Raw genomic sequence first — 19,395 nt, forward strand, 5'->3', positions numbered from 1 at the left:
ATAATGTTTCTATCTTGATGTTACAATCAAAAATCTATTATTTTCCACTTAATTAAGTGTATATTGATTATGTAATTATGTTAAATGCTTCTATGAAGGATCTAATAATGAAGGTGAGGAATCTTTGTTGAAACCAAAAGTTATTGTCTATAAAAAGGTTGATTTAGAAGTTTTAGAATATGTTCGTGATAATTGTGAAGTTATTTACTTTGAAACCTTGGATGAGCAGACCCTTCCTGACTTTTACCGGGAATTAAAGGAAGCATATGGGATTCTAGGCTCAGGATTAAAAGTGGATAAGCAGTTCTTGATGCAGGCGCCTCATTTGAAAATTATTAGCAATATATCGGTCGGCTACGATAATTTAGATATTCCCGAAATAACTAAACGAAAAATTATGGCTACCAATACCCCTGATGTACTATATGATAGTGTAGCCGATACTATTTTCGGTTTACTACTTGCAACCGCAAGAAGAATGCCGGAATTAAATCAGATGGTCAAGTCAGGAAAATGGACATCGAAAATTAGTGAAGAGCAATTTGGTGTAGATGTTCATCATAAGACGCTAGGTATTATCGGAATGGGAGGAGTAGGTTCGGCTATTGCTAAACGGGCTCATTTTGGCTTTGATATGTCTATCTTGTATCATAATCGCTCTCGAAATCTAGAAGTTGAACAAACCTTTCAAGCAACCTATTGTTCACTTGAAGACATTTGCAAGCAAGCTGATTTTATTTGCTTAATGACACCGCTAACTCCAAATACTGTTAAGTTAATCGGAGAAAAGGAATTTAAGTTAATGAAGAAATCAGCCATTTTTGTCAATGGTTCGCGCGGGGCAACTGTCGATGAAGATGCCTTAGTTCGGGCTCTTCAAAACAGAGAGATTTTAGCTGCAGGTCTTGACGTCTTTACACAAGAACCAGTAAACCCAGATAACCCGCTATTGTCAATGGATAATGTAGTCACATTGCCGCATATTGGTTCTGCTACCTATGAAACACGGTTGAAAATGGCTAAACTTGCAGCGGAAAATCTAGTGCTTGGTCTCCAGGGGAAAATGCCGCCTTCCTTAATAAATCAGGAGGTTTTAAGCGAAGTCCAATAAATAAAAGGCGTGAAGAATCATTTTGAAAAAGGTGATTCTCTACGCCTTTTTTATCTAAGATGAGCCGAACATCCTTAAAAATTTCATCAGGTTTTCGGGCAATTGGTAATATCCAACAATCATTTTCAGGTGCCTGACAACAATTATTATGATAATCTAAATATGGTATGATAGTATTAAATTTGTTTAGAATTTCTTCTTAGGAGAGGATATTATATGAGTAATAATGAGATACCTTCTCTACAGAAGGATGGAAGGTCTATAATATTAAATCAACGAAATCTATCTAGTTTAATGACTGATCTAAAGTTACTATTTAAAGCAAATGTTTTAACCGCTAATGTCCTGCCGGTTTTTGCAGGATTCTGGTTAGCTTTATATTTTTCGGATGCCTCTCTCTCAAGTAATGTGGATATATTACTTTTGACCATTTTCGGAAGTACAATGGTAATTGCCGGGGCACTTGCGCTCAATAACTGGTACGATGTTGATATTGATACAGTAATGGATCGTACAAAGAATCGACCAACGGTGACTGGGAATTTCTCACTTAAGCAAGTATTAACCATTGGAATTTCACTTACCGTAGTTGGATTTATTTTATTACTGTTTACGACCTTCGAAGCGGCATTATATGGTTTCGTCGGCTGGTTTACTTATTGTTTTCCCTATACCATGTGGTCGAAACGAAAGTATACCTTTAATACCATAATTGGCAGTGTGTCTGGTGCGGTTACACCTTTAATTGGCTGGACAGCGATTGCACCTGGATTTCAAAAGGTACCAATGATTATGTTTTTAATTTTGTTTATCTTTCAAATGCCGCATACCTTCGCAATAGCCATTAAGAAATATAAAGAATATAAAGCTGCTGGGGTGGCGATGCTTCCTGTTGTTCGTGGTCTCTCTGTGACTAAGAAACAAATGGTCATGTATATAGCCTGCTTGTTTCCATTGCCATTCTTTTTAGATTCACTTGGAACTACCTTTATGGTCATTGCTACTTTGCTTAACGCTGGGTGGTTAGTGGTAAGTATCAGCGGTTTTTTTATCAAAGATAACCTAAAATGGGCACAAGTGAATTTCTTATACTCTGTTAATTATATAACGATAATCTTCCTCATGATGATTGTGGTTACCTTACCAATCTTCCAGCGCTAAAAGAAACTTATAAAAAAGTCTGATCGTTGTAGGCAAATACATTGCTTACAATCGATCAGACTTTTTGTTGTTTTTATTATATAGGAAATTAAAAAATATTTAATTGTGGATAAATTGAAATAGTTCTCTGAATAAAGCTCCAGTGCCCAGCGGCTAGCGAACATCGCACTCCGCACTACGATAAGACAACATGGAATCGAATTGAGCTCCGTGTTTCCTTTATCTCGGTTGGAGCGCTCCAGTCCATACGCCGCTAAACGGGCGCTAGCGCTCAGGCTGGGGATTTATAACAACTGCAATCTGTATGGTCATTTATTTGGTTTGTAATGCTTTTGTTGATCCAACGAAATACGAGTAATGCTGTTGTGATTCCCAGCATAAAAACATAAAAAAACTGTTAGGAACCATTGATCCTAACAGTTTTTTGCATTCGATATTTTATTAGAGATTCTTATGGTTCGTTTTGAGCAGTTGCCCTTTTTCGCGCCTGCAGAAACTTTATAACATTTAAAACGATGGTCTTGACTACGGCATAAAACGGTACTGCCAATACCATTCCTAGGATGCCAGCTAAATTTCCGGCAGCGAGCAAGACGATAATGATTGTCGCTGGGTGGGTATCAAGTGATTTTCCAAGGATGAGCGGAGATAAAACATTCCCTTCCACTTGCTGGGCAATTACAATAATCAAAATAACTAATAATGCCTTTGTCGGTGAATCAAATAATGCAACAATTACAGCGGGTGCACCGCCTAGAATGGGGCCAACATAAGGAATGATGTTGGTAAACGCAACAATTAATGCCATAACTAGTGCAAACGGCAGATCGATAATCAGGTATCCAATAAAAGCAAGTATTCCAACTGACAGGGCAACAATAACTTGTCCTTGAATATAGGAGGAAAGTGTTTCACCTGTCTCTTTCAACATAAGCAATCCTGCTTCTCGATATGAAATAGGAAGGAATTTAGTTACAGCCCTAGGAAACTTATGTCCATCCTTAAACATATAGAACAGTAAAAACGGGACAGTAGCTAGAATGACAGCAATATTAGCAAACACACCAAGGATATTCGTAATACCGCCGGTAATCCTGTCCGGCAAGGTATTTGCAAAGGCGATCAGTTTTTCCTTACCGGTTTCCAAAAGATCATTTTGCTCTTCCATGATCCATTTGAATTCAGAACTTCGAGATAGCTTATCAAAATACTGCAAGGTCTTGTTGGCATAATCAGGAAGTGCATTAGCAAGTGCGGTAAATTGCTCTGTGATGGCAGGAACCAAGTTGCCAATCGCTAAAACAAGAATACCAATAAACACTACATAAATAATTAGGATGGCAAGAATTCTTGGTACTTTTTGGCGCTGAAGAAAATTAACGATTGGATTAAGTAAGAAAAAGAGAAATCCAGTTATAAGAATTGGGAAAAAAAGAGTAGAGAAAAAGATACCGATCGGCATAAATAAAAATGAAATCTTTGTTGAAACAAAGATGATGGTTAATATTAGAAGGATCTGGATTAACCCATATTGGAATTTTCTTTTTGACATTATTTTCCCCTTTTTTCAATTAGTTTAACTAAAATTATATCAAAAACTTGGAATAGAAGACAAATAATAGTATTCCTTTTGGTGACAGGCAGCAGAAGGGTATTTTGAAAAAAATGAAACTTTCGGCTTAGTTTGTCGTATACTTAAATGGAATATTTTACATGAGTGGAAAGAAGGGGTGTTAGAAATGGAATTGCAAACAGAAGTAAATATACAAAAAGAGAATCCTAAGTTATTAGGAATGTTTACGAGTCCAGGGGTACAGTTTGAGCGGATTAAGCAAAGTCCGAAAATTTGGGCACCATTAACTATTATTAGTATTCTTTATGCCATTGGGATGGCATTAATGGCCCTATCACTAGATGCAGCTACTTTAATTGCTCAAGGAGTCCCAGAAGATCAAGTTGATTTGGTGTTAACCATTACAAAGGTAACTGTTGCAATTACGGGCATCATTACGCCTATTATAGGTGTTTTAGTTAGCAGTGCTATTCAATTAGTGATTGCCAAAATTGCTAGTTCCACTGTTTCTTTTAAACAATTATTATCTATGAATACTTTTATCATGATTATCGGGGCAGCAGGACTTATATTGAATATGGGAATCAGATATGCCATCGGCGGGGACCCAGAAATATATATTACTAGTTTGGCAGGGCTTCTCAATCAGGATAAAGCTGGTGTTTTAGGGTCCATCGAGGTATTTGGGATCTGGTCCGCTATTTTGACTGCCTTGGGCCTTCATAAAACAGCGCAATTTTCTAAAGGGCTGGCATGGACAATTGCGGTGATTTTCTTCGTTGTTAGTATTGGCTTTGCTTTGGTCGGTACCCTTTTACAGGGAGCGCCGAAGCTATAATGAAAAAGAAAATTTGGATTAGCATTAGTGTCATTTTATTAATCATCATGATGATTTCTGTAAGTGTCTACCGGCAGGTCCTTGCAAAGGGGCCTTCCGTTAAGACCACGGAAATCAGCCAAGAAGAAATCTCCTCTTTATTAATGATTCCAGGAACAGTGAAGCTACCTCAAGAACAACTGGTCTATACGACACCAGACAAAGGGGAAATCAAGAAATTGCTGGTCAAAGAAGGACAGACAGTCAAGAAAGGTACTGTCTTGGCTAAATTAGAAAATCCCCAGCTTGAGTTGGAGATTGAGCAGAATAAATTAGCGGTCGAATCAGCTAATTTAAAAATAAACCAAATTGATAAGAAATTGGAGCAACTCGAAGACAAAGAAAAGACGTTAGGTGAGCAGGTTGGAAAAAAGGAAGCGAAAAAACAGCTTTCTCCTGAATTTGAACAGCTTGAGATGGAAAAGGAACTAGCTAACATCGAACTTAAGCAAACAGAACTTCAAAAAGACTTGATTAGTAAACGCCAAGATGAATTAGAGATTAAAAGTACTATAGCTGGTATTGTTTTAACAGCTAAAAAGCCAGCAACATCACTTGATGCAACAAACGAGCCTTTTATACATATTGGGAAATTAGCAGGGATGACAGCATCAGGACTACTGTCCGAATACGATACGCTTAAAGTTAGCAAAGGTCAAAGAGTGATCATCAAATCAGAGGCATTGCCAGGCAAAGAGTGGCTGGGTGAAATCACGAAGACATCTATTTTGCCTGAGCAGAACCAAGCCGGTTTGCAAAATGGTACACAGGCTGTGCAGTATCCTGTCAGAGTAAAGATTTCCGGTGATACTAAAACGTTGAAACCAGGCTTCCAAGTCATTATGGAGATAGAAACAGACAAAAAGACAGCGATGGTCCTGCCGCTCGATGCGTTATTTGATGAGGGGAATCAGCCCTTTGTATATCTCGTCAAGGATGGAAAGGCGCATAAACAAAATGTCAAAACTGGCATTACATCAGGAAAGAAGATTGAAATCCTTGAAGGTGTTACAAAAGGAGACAAAGTCATCATTAATGGACCTGACAAATTAAAAGATGGGTTGGAAGTGATAGTTAAATGATCCGGCTAGAATCCATCACAAGATCGTTTTTGTTAGGAAAAGAAAGTGTGCCTGTCCTAAATGGTATCAGTCTATCCATTCAAAAAGGTGAATTTGCTGCCATTATGGGTCCATCTGGTTCAGGAAAGTCAACTTTAATGAATATTATTGGTTGTTTGGATAAACCGACAGAGGGAGAGTATTATCTTGGCGGGGAAAATGTCTCTCATTATAATGACAAGGAATTGGCCAGGGTTAGAAATCAATCGATTGGCTTTGTCTTTCAGCAGTTTCATTTGCTTCCGCGCTTGACGGCATTAAAAAATGTAGAATTACCAATGATATATGCAGGAATCCCCAAAAAAGAGCGCCAGGCCCGTGCAGAAGAGGCATTAATGAAAGTTGGTCTTGCCGACCGAATGAACCATCTTCCTAATGCTCTATCTGGGGGACAGAAGCAACGTGTTGCCATAGCGAGAGCCATTGTTAATACACCTAAGATTATTCTAGCGGATGAACCCACAGGTGCCCTTGATTCAAAAACAAGCAAGGACATTATGGAACAATTTAGCGAACTGAATAATGAAGGAGTTACGATTATTATCGTTACCCATGAATCAGAAGTAGCCGAATACGCGAACAGAACAATTATGGTTAGAGATGGAATGATTCAGTCGCCTTTTGAGGGTGTTAGGGGGCCGGCAGGATGAGTTTTATGGAAAATCTTTTTATGGCATTAAGCTCACTTAAAGCCCATAAGATGCGGAGCATTCTAACAATGCTGGGGATTATTATTGGGGTAGGTGCTGTTATTATCGTCGTAGCCATCGGGCAGGGCGGGGAAGCGATGCTGAAATCACAAATTACCGGACCAGGGAATACGATTGAGTTATTTTATCAGCCTTCCGATGAAGAAATACGTGCGAACCCTAATATATTTCAGCAAGCCCCGTTCAAACAGGAAGATATTAGAGCACTGGAACAAATTTCTGAAATTAAAAGTGTGGTGGCCACAAGCACCCAATTGTCTTCTGTTAAATTTCAAAAGGATACTGTGGATGCCTCATCGACTGGAATTAATCAGGCCTATATAAAATTAAATGAGTTGAAAGTTGCTAAGGGAAGGAATTTTTCAGGCTCTGATTTTCTAGGCGGCCGCCGTTCAGCATTAATCAGTAATAAATTGCAAGAGGAATTATTTAAAGGGGAAAATCCAGTTGGAAAGGTTGTTATGGTTGCCAATCAACCGATTGAAATCATTGGGGTTTTAGAGAAACCAACTGGGCTTTTATCATTTGGATCAATGGAGGTATATCTACCTTTCCAAACGTGGAAAACGATTTACGGAAGAAGTGATTTTACCCAAGTAACTCTGCAAGCAGCATCAGCTGAACAACTGCAGGTCGCAGGTAAAAAGGCTGCTAGATTATTAAATAATCTGCATAATACGGAAAAATCCTACCAAGTTATTAATATGGAAGAAATCGCTCAAGGGGTAGGACAAATCACAAAAATCATGACATTAATTATCGGAAGTATAGCAGGTATCTCATTATTTGTTGGTGGAATTGGTGTTATGAATATCATGCTCGTATCCGTGACCGAAAGAACAAGAGAAATCGGGATCCGTATGGCGTTAGGCGCTACACGAGGTCAGGTGCTGACTCAATTTCTAATTGAATCAATGACACTAACTTTTATAGGCGGTATGCTCGGGATTGTGCTCGGCTGGGGTACGTCCACCGTTGTTAGTTTCTTTGCAGGTTGGCCATCCTTAGTGTCCTGGCAAGTGGTAGTAGGTGGAGTGTTGTTCTCAATGGTTATTGGGATTGTGTTTGGACTACTTCCAGCAAACAAGGCTTCTAAACTTGATCCGATTGATTCTCTGAGATATGAATAAGGATTGATTAGGAAACTAGACCAAGGGTCTACACGAAGGTGTAGGCTTTTTCCTATTATTGCCGTATAGTTCTGTTTGCAGATTAAGAGTAATGTGATAATATAATTACAGGAATATTCAGATAATTATTCGTAATAAGAATGAATTAGAATAATAGTTTAGAAGGAGTCGTGATGAGTATGGATAGAGTAAGTGTTGAGAGCAAAGGTTTTTTTGGAGAGTTTGGCGGGAGTTTTGTTCCCGAGGATTTACAAGTGGTTATGAACGAATTAGAATCGCAATTTAATCGTTATAAGGAGGACCCTGAATTTATAGCTGAATTCAAATACTACTTAAAAGAATATGTGGGCAGGGAGAATCCATTAACGTTTGCAGAGAATTTAACCAAACAAAATCAAGGGGCAAAAATTTATCTGAAACGTGAAGATTTAAACCATACTGGTGCACACAAAATTAATAATGCAATTGGCCAAATTCTTTTAGCAAAACGAATGGGTGCCAAGAGAATTATCGCTGAAACGGGAGCAGGACAACATGGTGTAGCAACAGCAACCGCCTGTGCCATGTTTGGGATGGAATGCATTATTTATATGGGTAAACTAGATACGGAACGCCAAGCACTCAATGTCTTTCGGATGGAGTTATTAGGTGCCAAAGTTGTGCCTGTAGATAAAGGGCAGGGCCGTTTAAAGGATGCTGTCGACGAAGCCCTTGGGGACTTGGTGCAAAACTATAAGAATACCTTTTATTTATTGGGTTCGGCCGTAGGCCCACATCCTTATCCTACAATGGTTAAGCATTTTCAGGCGATTATCAGTGAAGAATCGAAAAAGCAGATTCTTGAAAAGGAAGGAAAGCTGCCGACAGCGGTGATTGCTTGTGCAGGAGGTGGCAGCAATGCAATTGGTGCCTTTGCTCATTATATTGACAATAAAGAGGTGCGCTTAATTGGGGTTGAACCTGCTGAAGCACCGACAATGACTGAAGGAGTACCTGCTGTAATTCATGGCTTTAAATGTTTAACATTACTGGATGAAAATGGAGAACCTAAACCAACGTATTCGATTGCTGCGGGGCTGGATTATCCAGGTGTCGGTCCAGAGCACAGCCATTTGAAAACAAGCGGGCGCGCAGAGTATGTAACAGTGACCGGGCAAGAAGCCCTAGAGGCATTTCAATTGTTAAGCAAGACGGAAGGAATAATCCCGGCGTTAGAAAGTTCGCATGCTGTTGCATATGCTATTAAGCTGGCGAAAGAATTATCTAACGAAGATGTACTAATTGTTAACCTATCAGGACGCGGTGATAAGGATGTTGAGCAGGTATTTAAGATGTTGAAAAAATAATAAAATAGATAAGGACAAGTCGATAAATGGCTCGTCCTTTTTTGTTTTTATCGAGGGGGAAGAGTCCTTTGAGAGAATTATTATTTATAAAAGATTATAAAGATCATGAATATTTAAGGACAAGTTTTAATCAATTGGCGTCTGCTACTTTTGGAATAGAGTTTGAAACATGGCACCAAAATGGATACTGGACAGAAAAGTATCTGCCGTTTTCTTTTGTTGATCGTAATCAAGTGGTAGCTAATGTATCCGTTAATCTTGTAAACTTGGTCGTAAATGCGGAGGTTATACAAGCAATCCAAATCGGGACTGTCATGACACACCCTGATTTTCGAAATCAGGGATTGTCGAGACGCTTGATGGAGATTGTATTAGACGAATATAAACATGTCGATATAATTTATTTGTTTGCCAATCAAAATGTATTGGATTTTTACCCGAAATTCGGATTTTCTTCTACAGATGAAGTGCAATTTTTATTGGACTATAATCATATGCCTGCAGTTTCTTCTAAGGTAAGAAAATTAGATGCTAGCAATCCAGAGGATTTAGATTACATCTATAATTTAGCGGGGAATCGTAAGGTTATCTCGGAACAATTCGGAACTTCAAATTGTGAAGAGCTCCTCATGTTTTACTGTATTATGGTTTTTAGCCAGGACCTCTACTATCTTGAGAATGAGAACGCACTGGTGATTTTTCAAAGGGAGGAGGGATATATACATCTTTATGATATAGTCAGTCCTCGGAAGGTAAATCTTCGAACAGTTTTAAGCACGATTGTCCCGCCTGATTGCAGTAAAGTCATTTTCCATTTTCATCCTGATGAGAATGAACTAGGATATGAGAAACAGCCATATAATACCAATAATGTCCTCTTTATAAAGAATCAAACAAACGTCTCGTTACCCAATGAATTTAAGCATCCGCTTACTTCACAGGCGTGATGGTGCCTGACACCATGGAAGAGCCGCTCGTATAAATTATCTATTTGTACGAGTGGCTCTTTTTAGTATCGGGGGTTAGAGAATGTTTCTCGAGTTAATTGAATATATTTTAAACACAATTAATCTATGGAATTTTGTTGAAAAAGGGGACAAGTATGATAAGGAACCGGATGAACTTTTATATTGATTTAAGCAGAGCAGGGGCATGTTCTTTTTATAAACGGCTATTGTTCATTTTTTTTGGTGCTACACTTGTATCCTTATCCTTACAATTATTTTTGGTGAAAAATCATGTGATTGATGGAGGAATTATTGGCGTAAGTATCCTGCTTGCCCATATTTCAAAAGAAGAAATTGGCTTGTTTTTATTGGTATTAAATACACCTTTTTTCCTCCTTGCCTATCGATTTCTGGGCAGAAGGTTTCTCATGCTCAGTCTTTTTGCTATTCTCATTCTATCGTTCGAAACCTATCTATTCGATTCGCTTCCTGTCATCACCACCAATCCACTCCTAGTAATTGTGCTTGGCGGATTAGGTTTAGGACTGGGTGTCGGTATAACGATTCGATTCGGTGGATGTTTTGATGGAACAGAAGTGATAGCAATTCTTTTAAGTAAACATTCTTCTTTTTCGATCGGACAAATTATCTTGTTATTGAATGTATTCATTTTCAGTAGTTCCATTTTTATATTTGGGTTAAGTGAGGCCATATACTCTTTAGCAACCTTTCTTATAGCCTATCGAACGATTGATTTCTCTATTCAGATCCATTAATATGCTTATTCCACCGTTTGTACCAAGGACACACTGCAGCATTGGGATACCTGTTCCAAGCACTATGTTAAGAATTGTTCGTGAGACAGAAGAAGGGAAAAAATGCCCGTTCTATTAGTGAACGGGCATTTTTTAAGCATTATTGATTTTCTAAAAATTCTACTACTCTTTCATTTACTAAATCATTGGCCTCGGTTACATAAATGTGGCCAGCACCTTTAATTGTCAAAAATTCAGCATTCGGAATTTTCTCTGCTAAGGTTACCCCATTTTGATAGGGAACCAATTTGTCTTCATCTCCATGGATAACTAAGACAGGACATTTGATTTGGTCAATCTCGCTGGAGGTATCGTGAGCTAGGCAGGCCTGAAGTTGAAGGATATAGGCGAAAGGGAGAACAGGTATCTCTATTCTTTTTTGTATGTCCTCTGCCACTAATTCACGTTGGTTTTCTATAAATGATTGACTGTATAGGATTGGAGCGGTAGCCCACGCCATTTCTTCAGGTGTTGCAACAGCAGAACCCCTTGAAAGCATAAGCATCGAGACTTCTGCACTAGGTTGGACATGTGTCGCGCCCCCAGAGGTTGTACAACCTAAGACAAGCGAACGGACCCTAGAAGGATACAAAAGTGCTAATCGTTGTGCAATCATCCCGCCCATTGAAATGCCATATACATGGGCTGAGTCTACTCCGGCAGCATCCAAGACGCATTTAGCATCTTCAGCCATTTTCTCGATCGAGTAGGGGGAGTTTGGTTTGTCACTAAGACCTGTCCCGCGATTATCAAATATAATTACTTTAAAGTGCTCACTGAGAGAAGGGAGAGTCCTGAACCAAGATTTTGAATTTAGTGATAACCCCATTATTAAAAGTAATGGTTCACCCTCTCCATGAACCTCATAATAAAGATTAATACCATTCCCATTAGTTATTGGCATTAATTTAATCCTCCTTTTTAAAAGTAACGGTAAATTATATGATAATTTAACTAAGGAAAGAACATGGAAGAAGGGAGGAAAATATCCCTCCCTTAACTTACTTTTGAGTGTTTTTTCAAAAAGTTGCGAATAACTCTATTAAATGCCTCCTTTTGTTCTAATTTGGCAATATGACCAGTGTTCCTAAGGATCACAAATTCAGAGTGGGGAATTTGTTTGTGCATTAATAGTTGGATCCAAACAGGGATGACAGAATCATATTGGGATCCCATGATTAATGTAGGGACTTTTATTTTAGGAAGTAGTTTTAAATTATTCACTTCCAGACATGCTTTAACCGATTTTAGAAAAACCTCATGATTAGGTTGGTAAAATTTCTGAAAGTCCTGATAGACTTTACCTTTCCATGAATTAAGTGAAATACGAGCAGCTGTTTTTTTTGGTAAACTTGGGTTTGTAGATAGTGAGCGAACTTTTCGATAGTTTATGATTAGCTTTGCCAAGTGTCTAGGGATGTAATGAAAGGTGCTTACCAACATTAATGACCGACACATCTGGGGAGCCTGACGATAAATTTCCTGGGCTACCATTCCGCCCATTGATAAACCACAAATATGAGCACTTTCCACCTGAAGGTCATTTAATAGAGTAATAATGTCACGGGCAAACTGTGGAATAGATATCTTCTCATTCGTAATATGCTCACCATGCCCTCGTAAATCAGGGATAATCAAGTCATACTGATCCGCAAATTCAAACTGATTGTTCCAGCCCTCCTTTACCTCTCCTAAACCATGAATAAAGACTAAAGGTTCTCCAGCACCAAAACGTAAGTAAGGAATTTCAGAGCAACTAAAAGAAACTTTACTCAAACATACCCCTCCTATTGATATATATCATAAAGGGTATTACCACAATTTGTAAAGTTTTAATTTTTATAAAATTCAGAATAATAGAATCGTGAATATTCCGAGTGTCCTCTTCTGCTGGACAAGTGTATTTCTTTGGTGCCTGACACCAATAAGTATTATAGGAGAATAATACTTTCTTGATTTAAAGGTTCTTTGGGTGATGTTTGGTGAAGGGGTTTAGTGACTGCAAATTACATTTTTTACGATTTGGGATTAGAAGTGTTGAAAAAATATTCCGACAATTTTCGCTATTTTTCCTGTTTTTGAGTTAGTGTTTTGAAAGCGTTTGCTATATTTATCGGCGTTGATTATATATTATTTTATGAAACAGAGAATTTTGTAGAATTTTGTCGAAAGAGGGAGGTTTACAAAACTACATTAAACCACAATAATCTTAACTATATTAATATTCTAATTAATGATTTTGACGAACCCTTCGAAGTAATTACAGCTATTTTTAAGAGGAATATTTCCTATTTGACATTAAATATCCTGAGGAGGCATCGTTTTAATGGTTTATCAACAAAAGCCGTGGTTAAAAGTTTATGACCCTAGAATTAGCGAGCATGTGAATATTGAACACAATTCTCTCTACGATTTTTTGCAAGGTTCAGTAACACGTTATACTAATAATCCCGCTTTTACCTTCTTTGGCAACGTATGGACATACAACGGTACAAAACTAATAACCGATCAATTTGCTGCAGCCTTATATCGGGCAGGGTTCACCAAAGGTGATCGTCTGTCGATTATGCTTCCTAATTCCCCGCATTACATATTCACGCTATTCGGTACTTTTCGTTTAGGTGGAATAGCTGTTCAAGTTAATCCAATGTATGTAGACAGAGAAATAGAACACGTTTTAAATGATTCGGGCTCTGAGTACATCGTTGCATTTGATGCATTTTATCCAAGAATAAAAGAATTACAATCCAATACATCCTTAAAAAAGGTGATCGTAGTAAGTTTTGGTGGTGCTAGAGCTGATCTTGCAGAAGGCGATCATTATTTTGATGAATTTTTACATGAGGACGTAAATATCCCAGAAATTGAAATTGACCAATACGAAGATGTTGCCCTTTTACAATATACAGGGGGAACAACAGGTGTATCTAAAGGTGTCATGCTCACTCATCGCAACCTCCTAGCTAATTTCAATCAAGTATGTGATTTTGCCTATAAAGCTTGTGATAATAAACCTGAAAACCTAAAAATGATTACCGTCCTGCCAATGTTCCATGTCTATGGATTATCTAGTGTGGCACTGTGTGGAATTCGTGAAGGTGCCAATCAAATTGTCTTACCCCGTTTTGATGTTAGAGAGGTAATGGAAACGATTAACCGTGAAAAGCCGTTCCAAATGTCAGCGGTTCCAACCATGTACTTTGCTTTAAATAGCCAGCCAGATTTAGATACTTGCAGTTTTAATGAAATGTACTATTTAAGCAGCGGTGGGGCTCCTCTACCTGTTGAACAAGTAAAAATGTTTGAAAAGAAAACAGGTGCCATGTTACTAGATGGATATGGACTTTCAGAATCAGCCCCAACTGCGATATTTAGCCCTCCGTTTGTCCCAAGAAAATATGGAAGTGTGGGAATCCCTGTCCAAAGTACAATTGCAAGAGTTGTTCAATTGACTCCAGACGGGTATATTGATGCACCAGTTGGAGAAGAAGGGGAGCTAATAATCCAAGGTCCTCAAGTCATGAAAGGCTATTGGAATCGCCCGGAAGATACCGCCAAAGTATTAAAAGACGGATGGCTGTTTACTGGAGATATCGCAAAAATGGATGAAGACGGCTACTTTTATATCGTTGACCGGAAGAAGGATATGATTATTGCGAGTGGATATAATGTTTATCCTAGTGAAATCGAAGATGTCCTTTATCAATTAGAAGGAATTGAAGAAGTGCTGGTTATAGGCGTTCCTGATTCCTACCGCGGGGAAACAGTAAAGGCATTTGTCAAATTGAAGGACGGGTACACCCATACAGAAGAAGAAATCAAACAGTTTGGGAAAGAGAACCTTGCCCCATATAAGGTTCCAAAAGAAGTAGAAATCCGGGCTGATTTGCCTAAATCTTCAGTTGGAAAGTTACTTCGCCGAGTATTAAGAGACCAAGAAAAATTAAAAGTAAAAGCATAATAGAAAGGAAGAAAGCAGTGAATACTCAAGAGCTTTTTAGCTTAAAAGGCAAAACAGCCATTATTACAGGCGGTGGAAGAGGCTTAGGACAGCAAATTGCAACCGTCTATGCAGAAGCAGGCGCAAATGTGGTAGTATGCTCTAGAAATCTAGATGCTTGTCAACAATTCATAGAAACATTGCAGGAAAAAGGGATTCGGGCAAAAGCTTTAAAATGTGATGTAGCGAATCCGAGGGATATCCAACTGGTGGTCGATGAAACCATGAAGGAATTTGGCCGGATTGATATTTTGGTTAATAACAGTGGTACCAGTTGGGGAGCTCCTGCTCTAGACATGCCTGAAGATAAATGGGACAAGGTGATGGATATCAACTTAAAGGCGGTTTTCCTATTTTCTCAGGCAGTTGGTAAAATTATGGTCGAGCAAAAATCCGGCAAAATTATTAATATTGCCTCAATCGCAGGTATGGGTGGACAAGACCCTTTAGTGATGGATGCGATTGGGTATTCAGCAAGCAAAGGTGCGGTCATTACCTTAACAAAGGATTTAGCCGTAAAAATGGCACCGTATAATGTTCATGTCAATGCCATTGCTCCAGGATTTTTCCCAACAAAAATGGCAAAAGCTATTCTGGACTACTCAGGTGAAAAAATTCTTGAGCGGACACCAGCTGGACGCTTTGGTTCAGATGATGACATTAAAGGTCCAGCACTATTCTTAGCCTCAAATGCTTCTAACTATGTTTATGGCCATGTACTAGTTGTTGACGGCGGGACAACTGCCAGTGTACAGTGAAATAGCAGACACTGACTAGTTAATTAAGAGGGATGTACATGGAGTCCACACATCAAGATAGAGATTCTTTTTTTAAAAAAATAGAAGCAGAAATGAACAAGAGAATCCATGCCTCAACAAATAACAGAAAATTCACCATTGCATTTGGAAATGCTTTGGAAGCACATGTGAAACAGTTAAAAATTCATAGAAGATTAACAACCAGAAGGTTAAATCAGTTAGGCCTTGCAAATAAAGATGAAATAAGTGCTATTTCTGTAAGAATCGTAGATTATGAGGAAAAGTTAGATTATTTGGACGAATCTATCTATTGGATGAACAAAAGACAGCAAGAGAACCGGAATAAGTTAAAAATGATTCGTGAATCATGGGAAGCCTTGCAAGCTATTTTGGAAAAGGAAGCAGTGGAAATCCACGCTTGTAAACTAAAAAGCTTGGAAGATGAGTTAATAGAGTTAAAACAATTATTTGATTTGAACTTGGAGGAGAATAACCATGACGAAAAAAAATGAAAAAGTATTAGAGTTAGAAAATCAAGAAGTAGAGGTTGACGAGGAACAGGATTCATCAAGCTTAGATCTGCTTTGGAAGGTAGGATTTAATGAATTAGATGCTTGGGAAGACCGCTTAAATAAACGAGATACACTTTTCTTGGAAGCAGTCAGAAACTACGTGGAAAAGCTTAAACAGAATCAGGAAAATGCCCTCACCATTTCGGCGCAATTTGGGATGGAACTGAAAGAGTGGGAAAAGGGAGCACGCGAAGAATTACTTATGACAACGACTCCACTACAGCAGTTCTTTCCAGTGAAATCATATGAAGAAATTAATAAAGTTGTTGAGGATATTCAAAATAAAACATCACATTTATTATTAACCCCAACTCAAGCATTAATTACAGGACAATTAGATGCCTTAGATAAATATGTAGAAACCGTTGAACAGTATATCGCTTATCGGAAAAATGGCAGAGAAAAATATATTGAGAGTGTTAAGAAAACAAGCAATGTTTTATATGAAAATCAAAAAGTATTTGTAAATATGTTTGCTAAGCAAGTGAAATCTGCAATCCTGCCGTTTCAGAATTATATGAAGAATGCAACCGATCAATCTAAATAATGAAAAAATAGGAGTGGAAGTAATGTCTGGTAAAAAACCTTACGATCCATTTGAATCCATTCATAAGCTTAGTCTTTTATGGGAAAAACAGATAAATGATTTTATCTATCATTGGACAGATAACAAGGATTTCATAAAAATGTCTAATACCGGAACAGAAATTAATTCTCGTTATCTTGAGAAATTCAAAAAGAATCAGGAAGCACTTGCAGGTGTTTTGAATTTACCAACTAAAAATGATATAGCTAATGTTGCAACATTAACGGTCCAAGCCGAGGAAAAAATTGAAGCTCTTGAGGAACAAATCTGGGATTTGCAGGATACCATGAAGTCCCAGAACAAAGAAATCGAGAGTGTTGTGGAAATTTCAAAAGAAATCATTAAATTAACAAAGCAGCTTAAAACAGAGTTAGTAAAAACGAAAAAAGAGCAAATAGAGACCAAAGAATTAAAGGCAGAACTCCAAGAAATGAAGTTTGAGTTAATGAAATTAACTAACTTTAAAGAAGAATTCGAGTCAATAAAGGGTCTTCTTGAAAAGAACAAAGAAGTGGATCGAGAGTTGGCTGGATCAGGGACAGCGAAATAAAATGAAATGGAGGGGTGAGCTTGGCAACAGAAGCACCTTTCAAGGGGAGCATTCCGGAGTTTGATTATCAAAAAGAAGTGGACCGCTGGGCAAATGTGGTTAAACTTTTATCTGAACCTGAACCCAAGGTTGGTCAAACTCCAAGGACTGAAGTATGGAGAAAAAATAAATCAGTTTTATGGCATTATCCTGCCAAACAAAAAAAGTATGAGATTCCATTATTTTTTGTGTATTCCCTTTTTAATAAACCATACATTTTAGATATTGACCCAAAGAAAAGTGTGATAAAAAACTTAACTGACATGGGCTATGAAGTGTATTTATTGGATTGGGGTACACCAGGCTATGAAGACAAAAAGATTGGTATAGATACTTATGTCGAGAAATATTTAAAAACGGCTGTTAAGCGGGCACTTCGCCATTCTGAAGCGGAGGAAATTACTCTCGTTGGATATTGTTTAGGAGGTACGATTGCCTCTATCTACGCATCTGTAGCCGAAGAACCAATCAAAAATTTAATCGTAGCTACGGTTCCTATTGATTTCAGTACGTTTGTAGGGCCGGAAAAATGGGCGGAAGGTCTCAAAAATGGAGATATTAATCTCGATCATTTTCTAGATATTTATGGGGTTGTTCCCTCTAAATATGTGGAAATGATGTTTAGAGCTATTGGTTCGCCAATCTATTTTACCAATTATACCATGCTCTTAAATCGGGCCCACGATCACCGTTATGTTGAAAAATGGCGTCGGATGAATAAATGGACACTTGATCAAGTGCCTTTTACAGGTGAGGCCTATAAACAATTTGTAAATGAATTAGTAAAAGGTAACAAGCTGGTTAAAGGGGAGTTCATGGTTGGGAAAAGGGCTGCCGATTTGAAAAATATTCGTGCCAATCTATTCGTGGTCTCAGGGTCTAGAGACAATTTAGTTTTAGAAGAGCAAAGTAAACCAATTATGGATTTAGTATCGAGCGAAGACAAAACGTATGTTTGTGTTGAATCAGGGCATGTTGGTCTAGCATTATCTGGTTTATTTGCAGGGATTGTTGATCAATGGGCATCTAGTCGTTCCAATCCGCTTTTTTAAATAGTTTGGGACAAGTTATTTCTGTAGGGCAAGATAGGAGAGGAAGGATGATCCCTCTACTCCTAACTTGCCCATTTATGTTTGTTTAAAAATGCTCTCAGAACTTTGTTGAATTCATCCTTTGCCTCTAATTTGGCAACATGGCCAGTGTTCCTGAATATGACAAACTCTGAGTGCCTAATTTGTTTATGCATTAGGAACTGAACCCAAACAGGGATAACTGCATCGTACTGCCCGCCAATAATTAAGGTTGGCACATTAATCTGTGGGAGTAAGTTTAGGTTATTGACTTGTAAACAAGCTTCCATGGATTTAAAGAAGAATTCACGGTTTGGTTTGTAAAATTTAGAGAAGGTCTCGATATTTTCCTTGCTCCAAGAATATAGACAAACCTTTGCGGACCTTTCTGCGATCGCTTTAGGAGATTTATTTTCTAGTTGTGCTTTCCGGTATTTTAAAAACAGCTTTCCGAGTTGCCTTGGAGCATAATGGAAAGTGCTCACAAGCATTAAAGACCGGCACATCCCAGGTGCTTGCCGATAAATTTCTTGCGCAACCATTCCTCCCATCGATAACCCGCATATGTGTGCGCTTTCGATTCCCAGTTCTTTCAATAGACTAATTACATCAAATGCAAAGTTTTTTATGGATATCTCTCCAGGAGTAGTGTAGTCTCCATGTCCTCGCAAATCAGGAATAATTAAGTCATATTGATTTGCAAATTCAAACTGGTTTGCCCAACCCTCCTTAACTTCACCTAGACCATGAATGAAAACTAAAGGTTCACCAGCACCAAGTCGCAAATAAGGAATTCCGGAGTAACTCTTGAATATTTCACTCAACATTCATTCCTCCTAGTTGTATAATAACAACTGTTATTTCCAATATTTGAATGGTGTAAACGGGTATAAAAGTATGATTATTTTATTATATTTGGAATTGTGGAAAAATATAACATATGGGTGTAAAGTACATATATCTGATTTACTTGTCTCAAAGGAAGAATATTATAGTGTATGAATTGAGAAAGTTTTAGCTAAAATGGTG

General features: G+C 38.0%; 19 protein-coding genes. 15 read left to right on the plus strand and 4 right to left on the minus strand.

The window, feature by feature from the left end:
• The first annotated feature begins 127 nt into the window (after window positions 1-127).
• Window positions 128-1,111, plus strand: coding sequence for a 2-hydroxyacid dehydrogenase (locus QNH17_RS07240; RefSeq protein ID WP_283879451.1), 984 nt, complete (start codon window positions 128-130; stop codon window positions 1,109-1,111).
• A 216-nt stretch (window positions 1,112-1,327) separates the two neighbouring features.
• On the plus strand, window positions 1,328-2,272 hold the full coding sequence (gene cyoE, locus QNH17_RS07245) for a heme o synthase (protein WP_283878063.1): 945 nt from the start codon (window positions 1,328-1,330) through the stop codon (window positions 2,270-2,272).
• A 451-nt stretch (window positions 2,273-2,723) separates the two neighbouring features.
• Here the strand turns inward: cyoE and QNH17_RS07250 are convergent, their stop codons facing one another.
• Complete coding sequence (locus tag QNH17_RS07250) at window positions 2,724-3,824, minus strand: AI-2E family transporter (RefSeq protein WP_283878064.1); 1,101 nt, start codon at window positions 3,822-3,824, stop codon at window positions 2,724-2,726.
• A gap of 187 nt (window positions 3,825-4,011) precedes the next feature.
• Here QNH17_RS07250 and yknW point away from each other — a divergent pair, with 187 nt between their 5' ends.
• The 7 genes from yknW to QNH17_RS07285 all read left to right on the plus strand — a co-directional run bounded on the left by yknW (window position 4,012) and on the right by QNH17_RS07285 (window position 10,752).
• Window positions 4,012-4,683 (plus strand): YknW family membrane protein, encoded by a 672-nt coding sequence (gene yknW / locus QNH17_RS07255; RefSeq protein WP_283878065.1) that lies wholly within the window; start codon window positions 4,012-4,014, stop codon window positions 4,681-4,683.
• Window positions 4,683-5,804, plus strand: a complete 1,122-nt coding sequence (locus QNH17_RS07260) for an efflux RND transporter periplasmic adaptor subunit (RefSeq protein ID WP_283878066.1) — start codon at window positions 4,683-4,685, stop codon at window positions 5,802-5,804. The genes yknW and QNH17_RS07260 overlap by 1 nt, the downstream gene beginning before the upstream one ends.
• Window positions 5,801-6,493, plus strand: a complete 693-nt coding sequence (locus QNH17_RS07265; protein ID WP_283878067.1) for an ABC transporter ATP-binding protein — start codon at window positions 5,801-5,803, stop codon at window positions 6,491-6,493. The genes QNH17_RS07260 and QNH17_RS07265 overlap by 4 nt, the downstream gene beginning before the upstream one ends.
• Window positions 6,490-7,683: an ABC transporter permease gene (locus QNH17_RS07270; protein WP_283878068.1), complete on the plus strand. Its 1,194-nt coding sequence runs from the start codon at window positions 6,490-6,492 to the stop codon at window positions 7,681-7,683. Before QNH17_RS07265 ends, QNH17_RS07270 begins: the two co-directional genes overlap by 4 nt.
• Before the next feature lie 179 nt (window positions 7,684-7,862).
• A complete protein-coding gene (gene trpB / locus QNH17_RS07275) occupies window positions 7,863-9,029 on the plus strand; it encodes a tryptophan synthase subunit beta (protein WP_283879452.1) in 1,167 nt (388 codons plus the stop codon).
• Between the two features lie 68 nt (window positions 9,030-9,097).
• Window positions 9,098-9,976, plus strand: coding sequence for a GNAT family N-acetyltransferase (locus QNH17_RS07280; RefSeq protein WP_283878069.1), 879 nt, complete (start codon window positions 9,098-9,100; stop codon window positions 9,974-9,976).
• A gap of 170 nt (window positions 9,977-10,146) precedes the next feature.
• A complete protein-coding gene (locus QNH17_RS07285) occupies window positions 10,147-10,752 on the plus strand; it encodes a YitT family protein (protein ID WP_283878070.1) in 606 nt (201 codons plus the stop codon).
• Between the two features lie 139 nt (window positions 10,753-10,891).
• On the opposite strand, the gene QNH17_RS07290 is transcribed toward QNH17_RS07285, so the two are convergent.
• Together QNH17_RS07290 and QNH17_RS07295 are read right to left on the minus strand one after the other, a co-directional pair.
• Window positions 10,892-11,695, minus strand: coding sequence for an alpha/beta fold hydrolase (locus QNH17_RS07290; protein ID WP_283878071.1), 804 nt, complete (start codon window positions 11,693-11,695; stop codon window positions 10,892-10,894).
• A gap of 92 nt (window positions 11,696-11,787) precedes the next feature.
• The gene (locus QNH17_RS07295; RefSeq protein ID WP_283878072.1) at window positions 11,788-12,567 is read right to left on the minus strand and encodes an alpha/beta fold hydrolase; all 780 of its coding nucleotides are present in this window, start codon (window positions 12,565-12,567) and stop codon (window positions 11,788-11,790) included.
• A gap of 550 nt (window positions 12,568-13,117) precedes the next feature.
• On the opposite strand from QNH17_RS07295, the gene QNH17_RS07300 reads away from it, so the two are divergent.
• From QNH17_RS07300 to QNH17_RS07325, 6 genes are read left to right on the plus strand one after another with little or no spacing between them, the layout of a single operon-like run.
• Window positions 13,118-14,752: a long-chain-fatty-acid--CoA ligase gene (locus QNH17_RS07300; protein WP_283878073.1), complete on the plus strand. Its 1,635-nt coding sequence runs from the start codon at window positions 13,118-13,120 to the stop codon at window positions 14,750-14,752.
• 17 nt (window positions 14,753-14,769) lie between these two features.
• Window positions 14,770-15,549 (plus strand): SDR family oxidoreductase, encoded by a 780-nt coding sequence (locus QNH17_RS07305; protein WP_283878074.1) that lies wholly within the window; start codon window positions 14,770-14,772, stop codon window positions 15,547-15,549.
• A 38-nt stretch (window positions 15,550-15,587) separates the two neighbouring features.
• Entirely contained in the window at window positions 15,588-16,061 is a 474-nt protein-coding gene (locus tag QNH17_RS07310) for a hypothetical protein (RefSeq protein WP_283878075.1), read from the plus strand.
• A complete protein-coding gene (locus tag QNH17_RS07315) occupies window positions 16,045-16,668 on the plus strand; it encodes a hypothetical protein (protein WP_283878076.1) in 624 nt (207 codons plus the stop codon). The genes QNH17_RS07310 and QNH17_RS07315 overlap by 17 nt, the downstream gene beginning before the upstream one ends.
• A 22-nt stretch (window positions 16,669-16,690) precedes the next feature.
• Window positions 16,691-17,257: a polyhydroxyalkanoate biosynthesis repressor PhaR gene (locus QNH17_RS07320; RefSeq protein ID WP_283878077.1), complete on the plus strand. Its 567-nt coding sequence runs from the start codon at window positions 16,691-16,693 to the stop codon at window positions 17,255-17,257.
• 20 nt (window positions 17,258-17,277) lie between these two features.
• Window positions 17,278-18,348: an alpha/beta fold hydrolase gene (locus QNH17_RS07325; RefSeq protein WP_283878078.1), complete on the plus strand. Its 1,071-nt coding sequence runs from the start codon at window positions 17,278-17,280 to the stop codon at window positions 18,346-18,348.
• A gap of 62 nt (window positions 18,349-18,410) precedes the next feature.
• On the opposite strand, the gene QNH17_RS07330 is transcribed toward QNH17_RS07325, so the two are convergent.
• The gene (locus QNH17_RS07330) at window positions 18,411-19,193 is read right to left on the minus strand and encodes an alpha/beta fold hydrolase (RefSeq protein WP_481858578.1); all 783 of its coding nucleotides are present in this window, start codon (window positions 19,191-19,193) and stop codon (window positions 18,411-18,413) included.
• Window positions 19,194-19,395 lie beyond the last annotated feature (202 nt).

The sequence above is a fragment of the Neobacillus sp. SuZ13 genome (assembly GCF_030123365.1).
Taxonomy (GTDB): domain Bacteria; phylum Bacillota; class Bacilli; order Bacillales; family Cytobacillaceae; genus Neobacillus.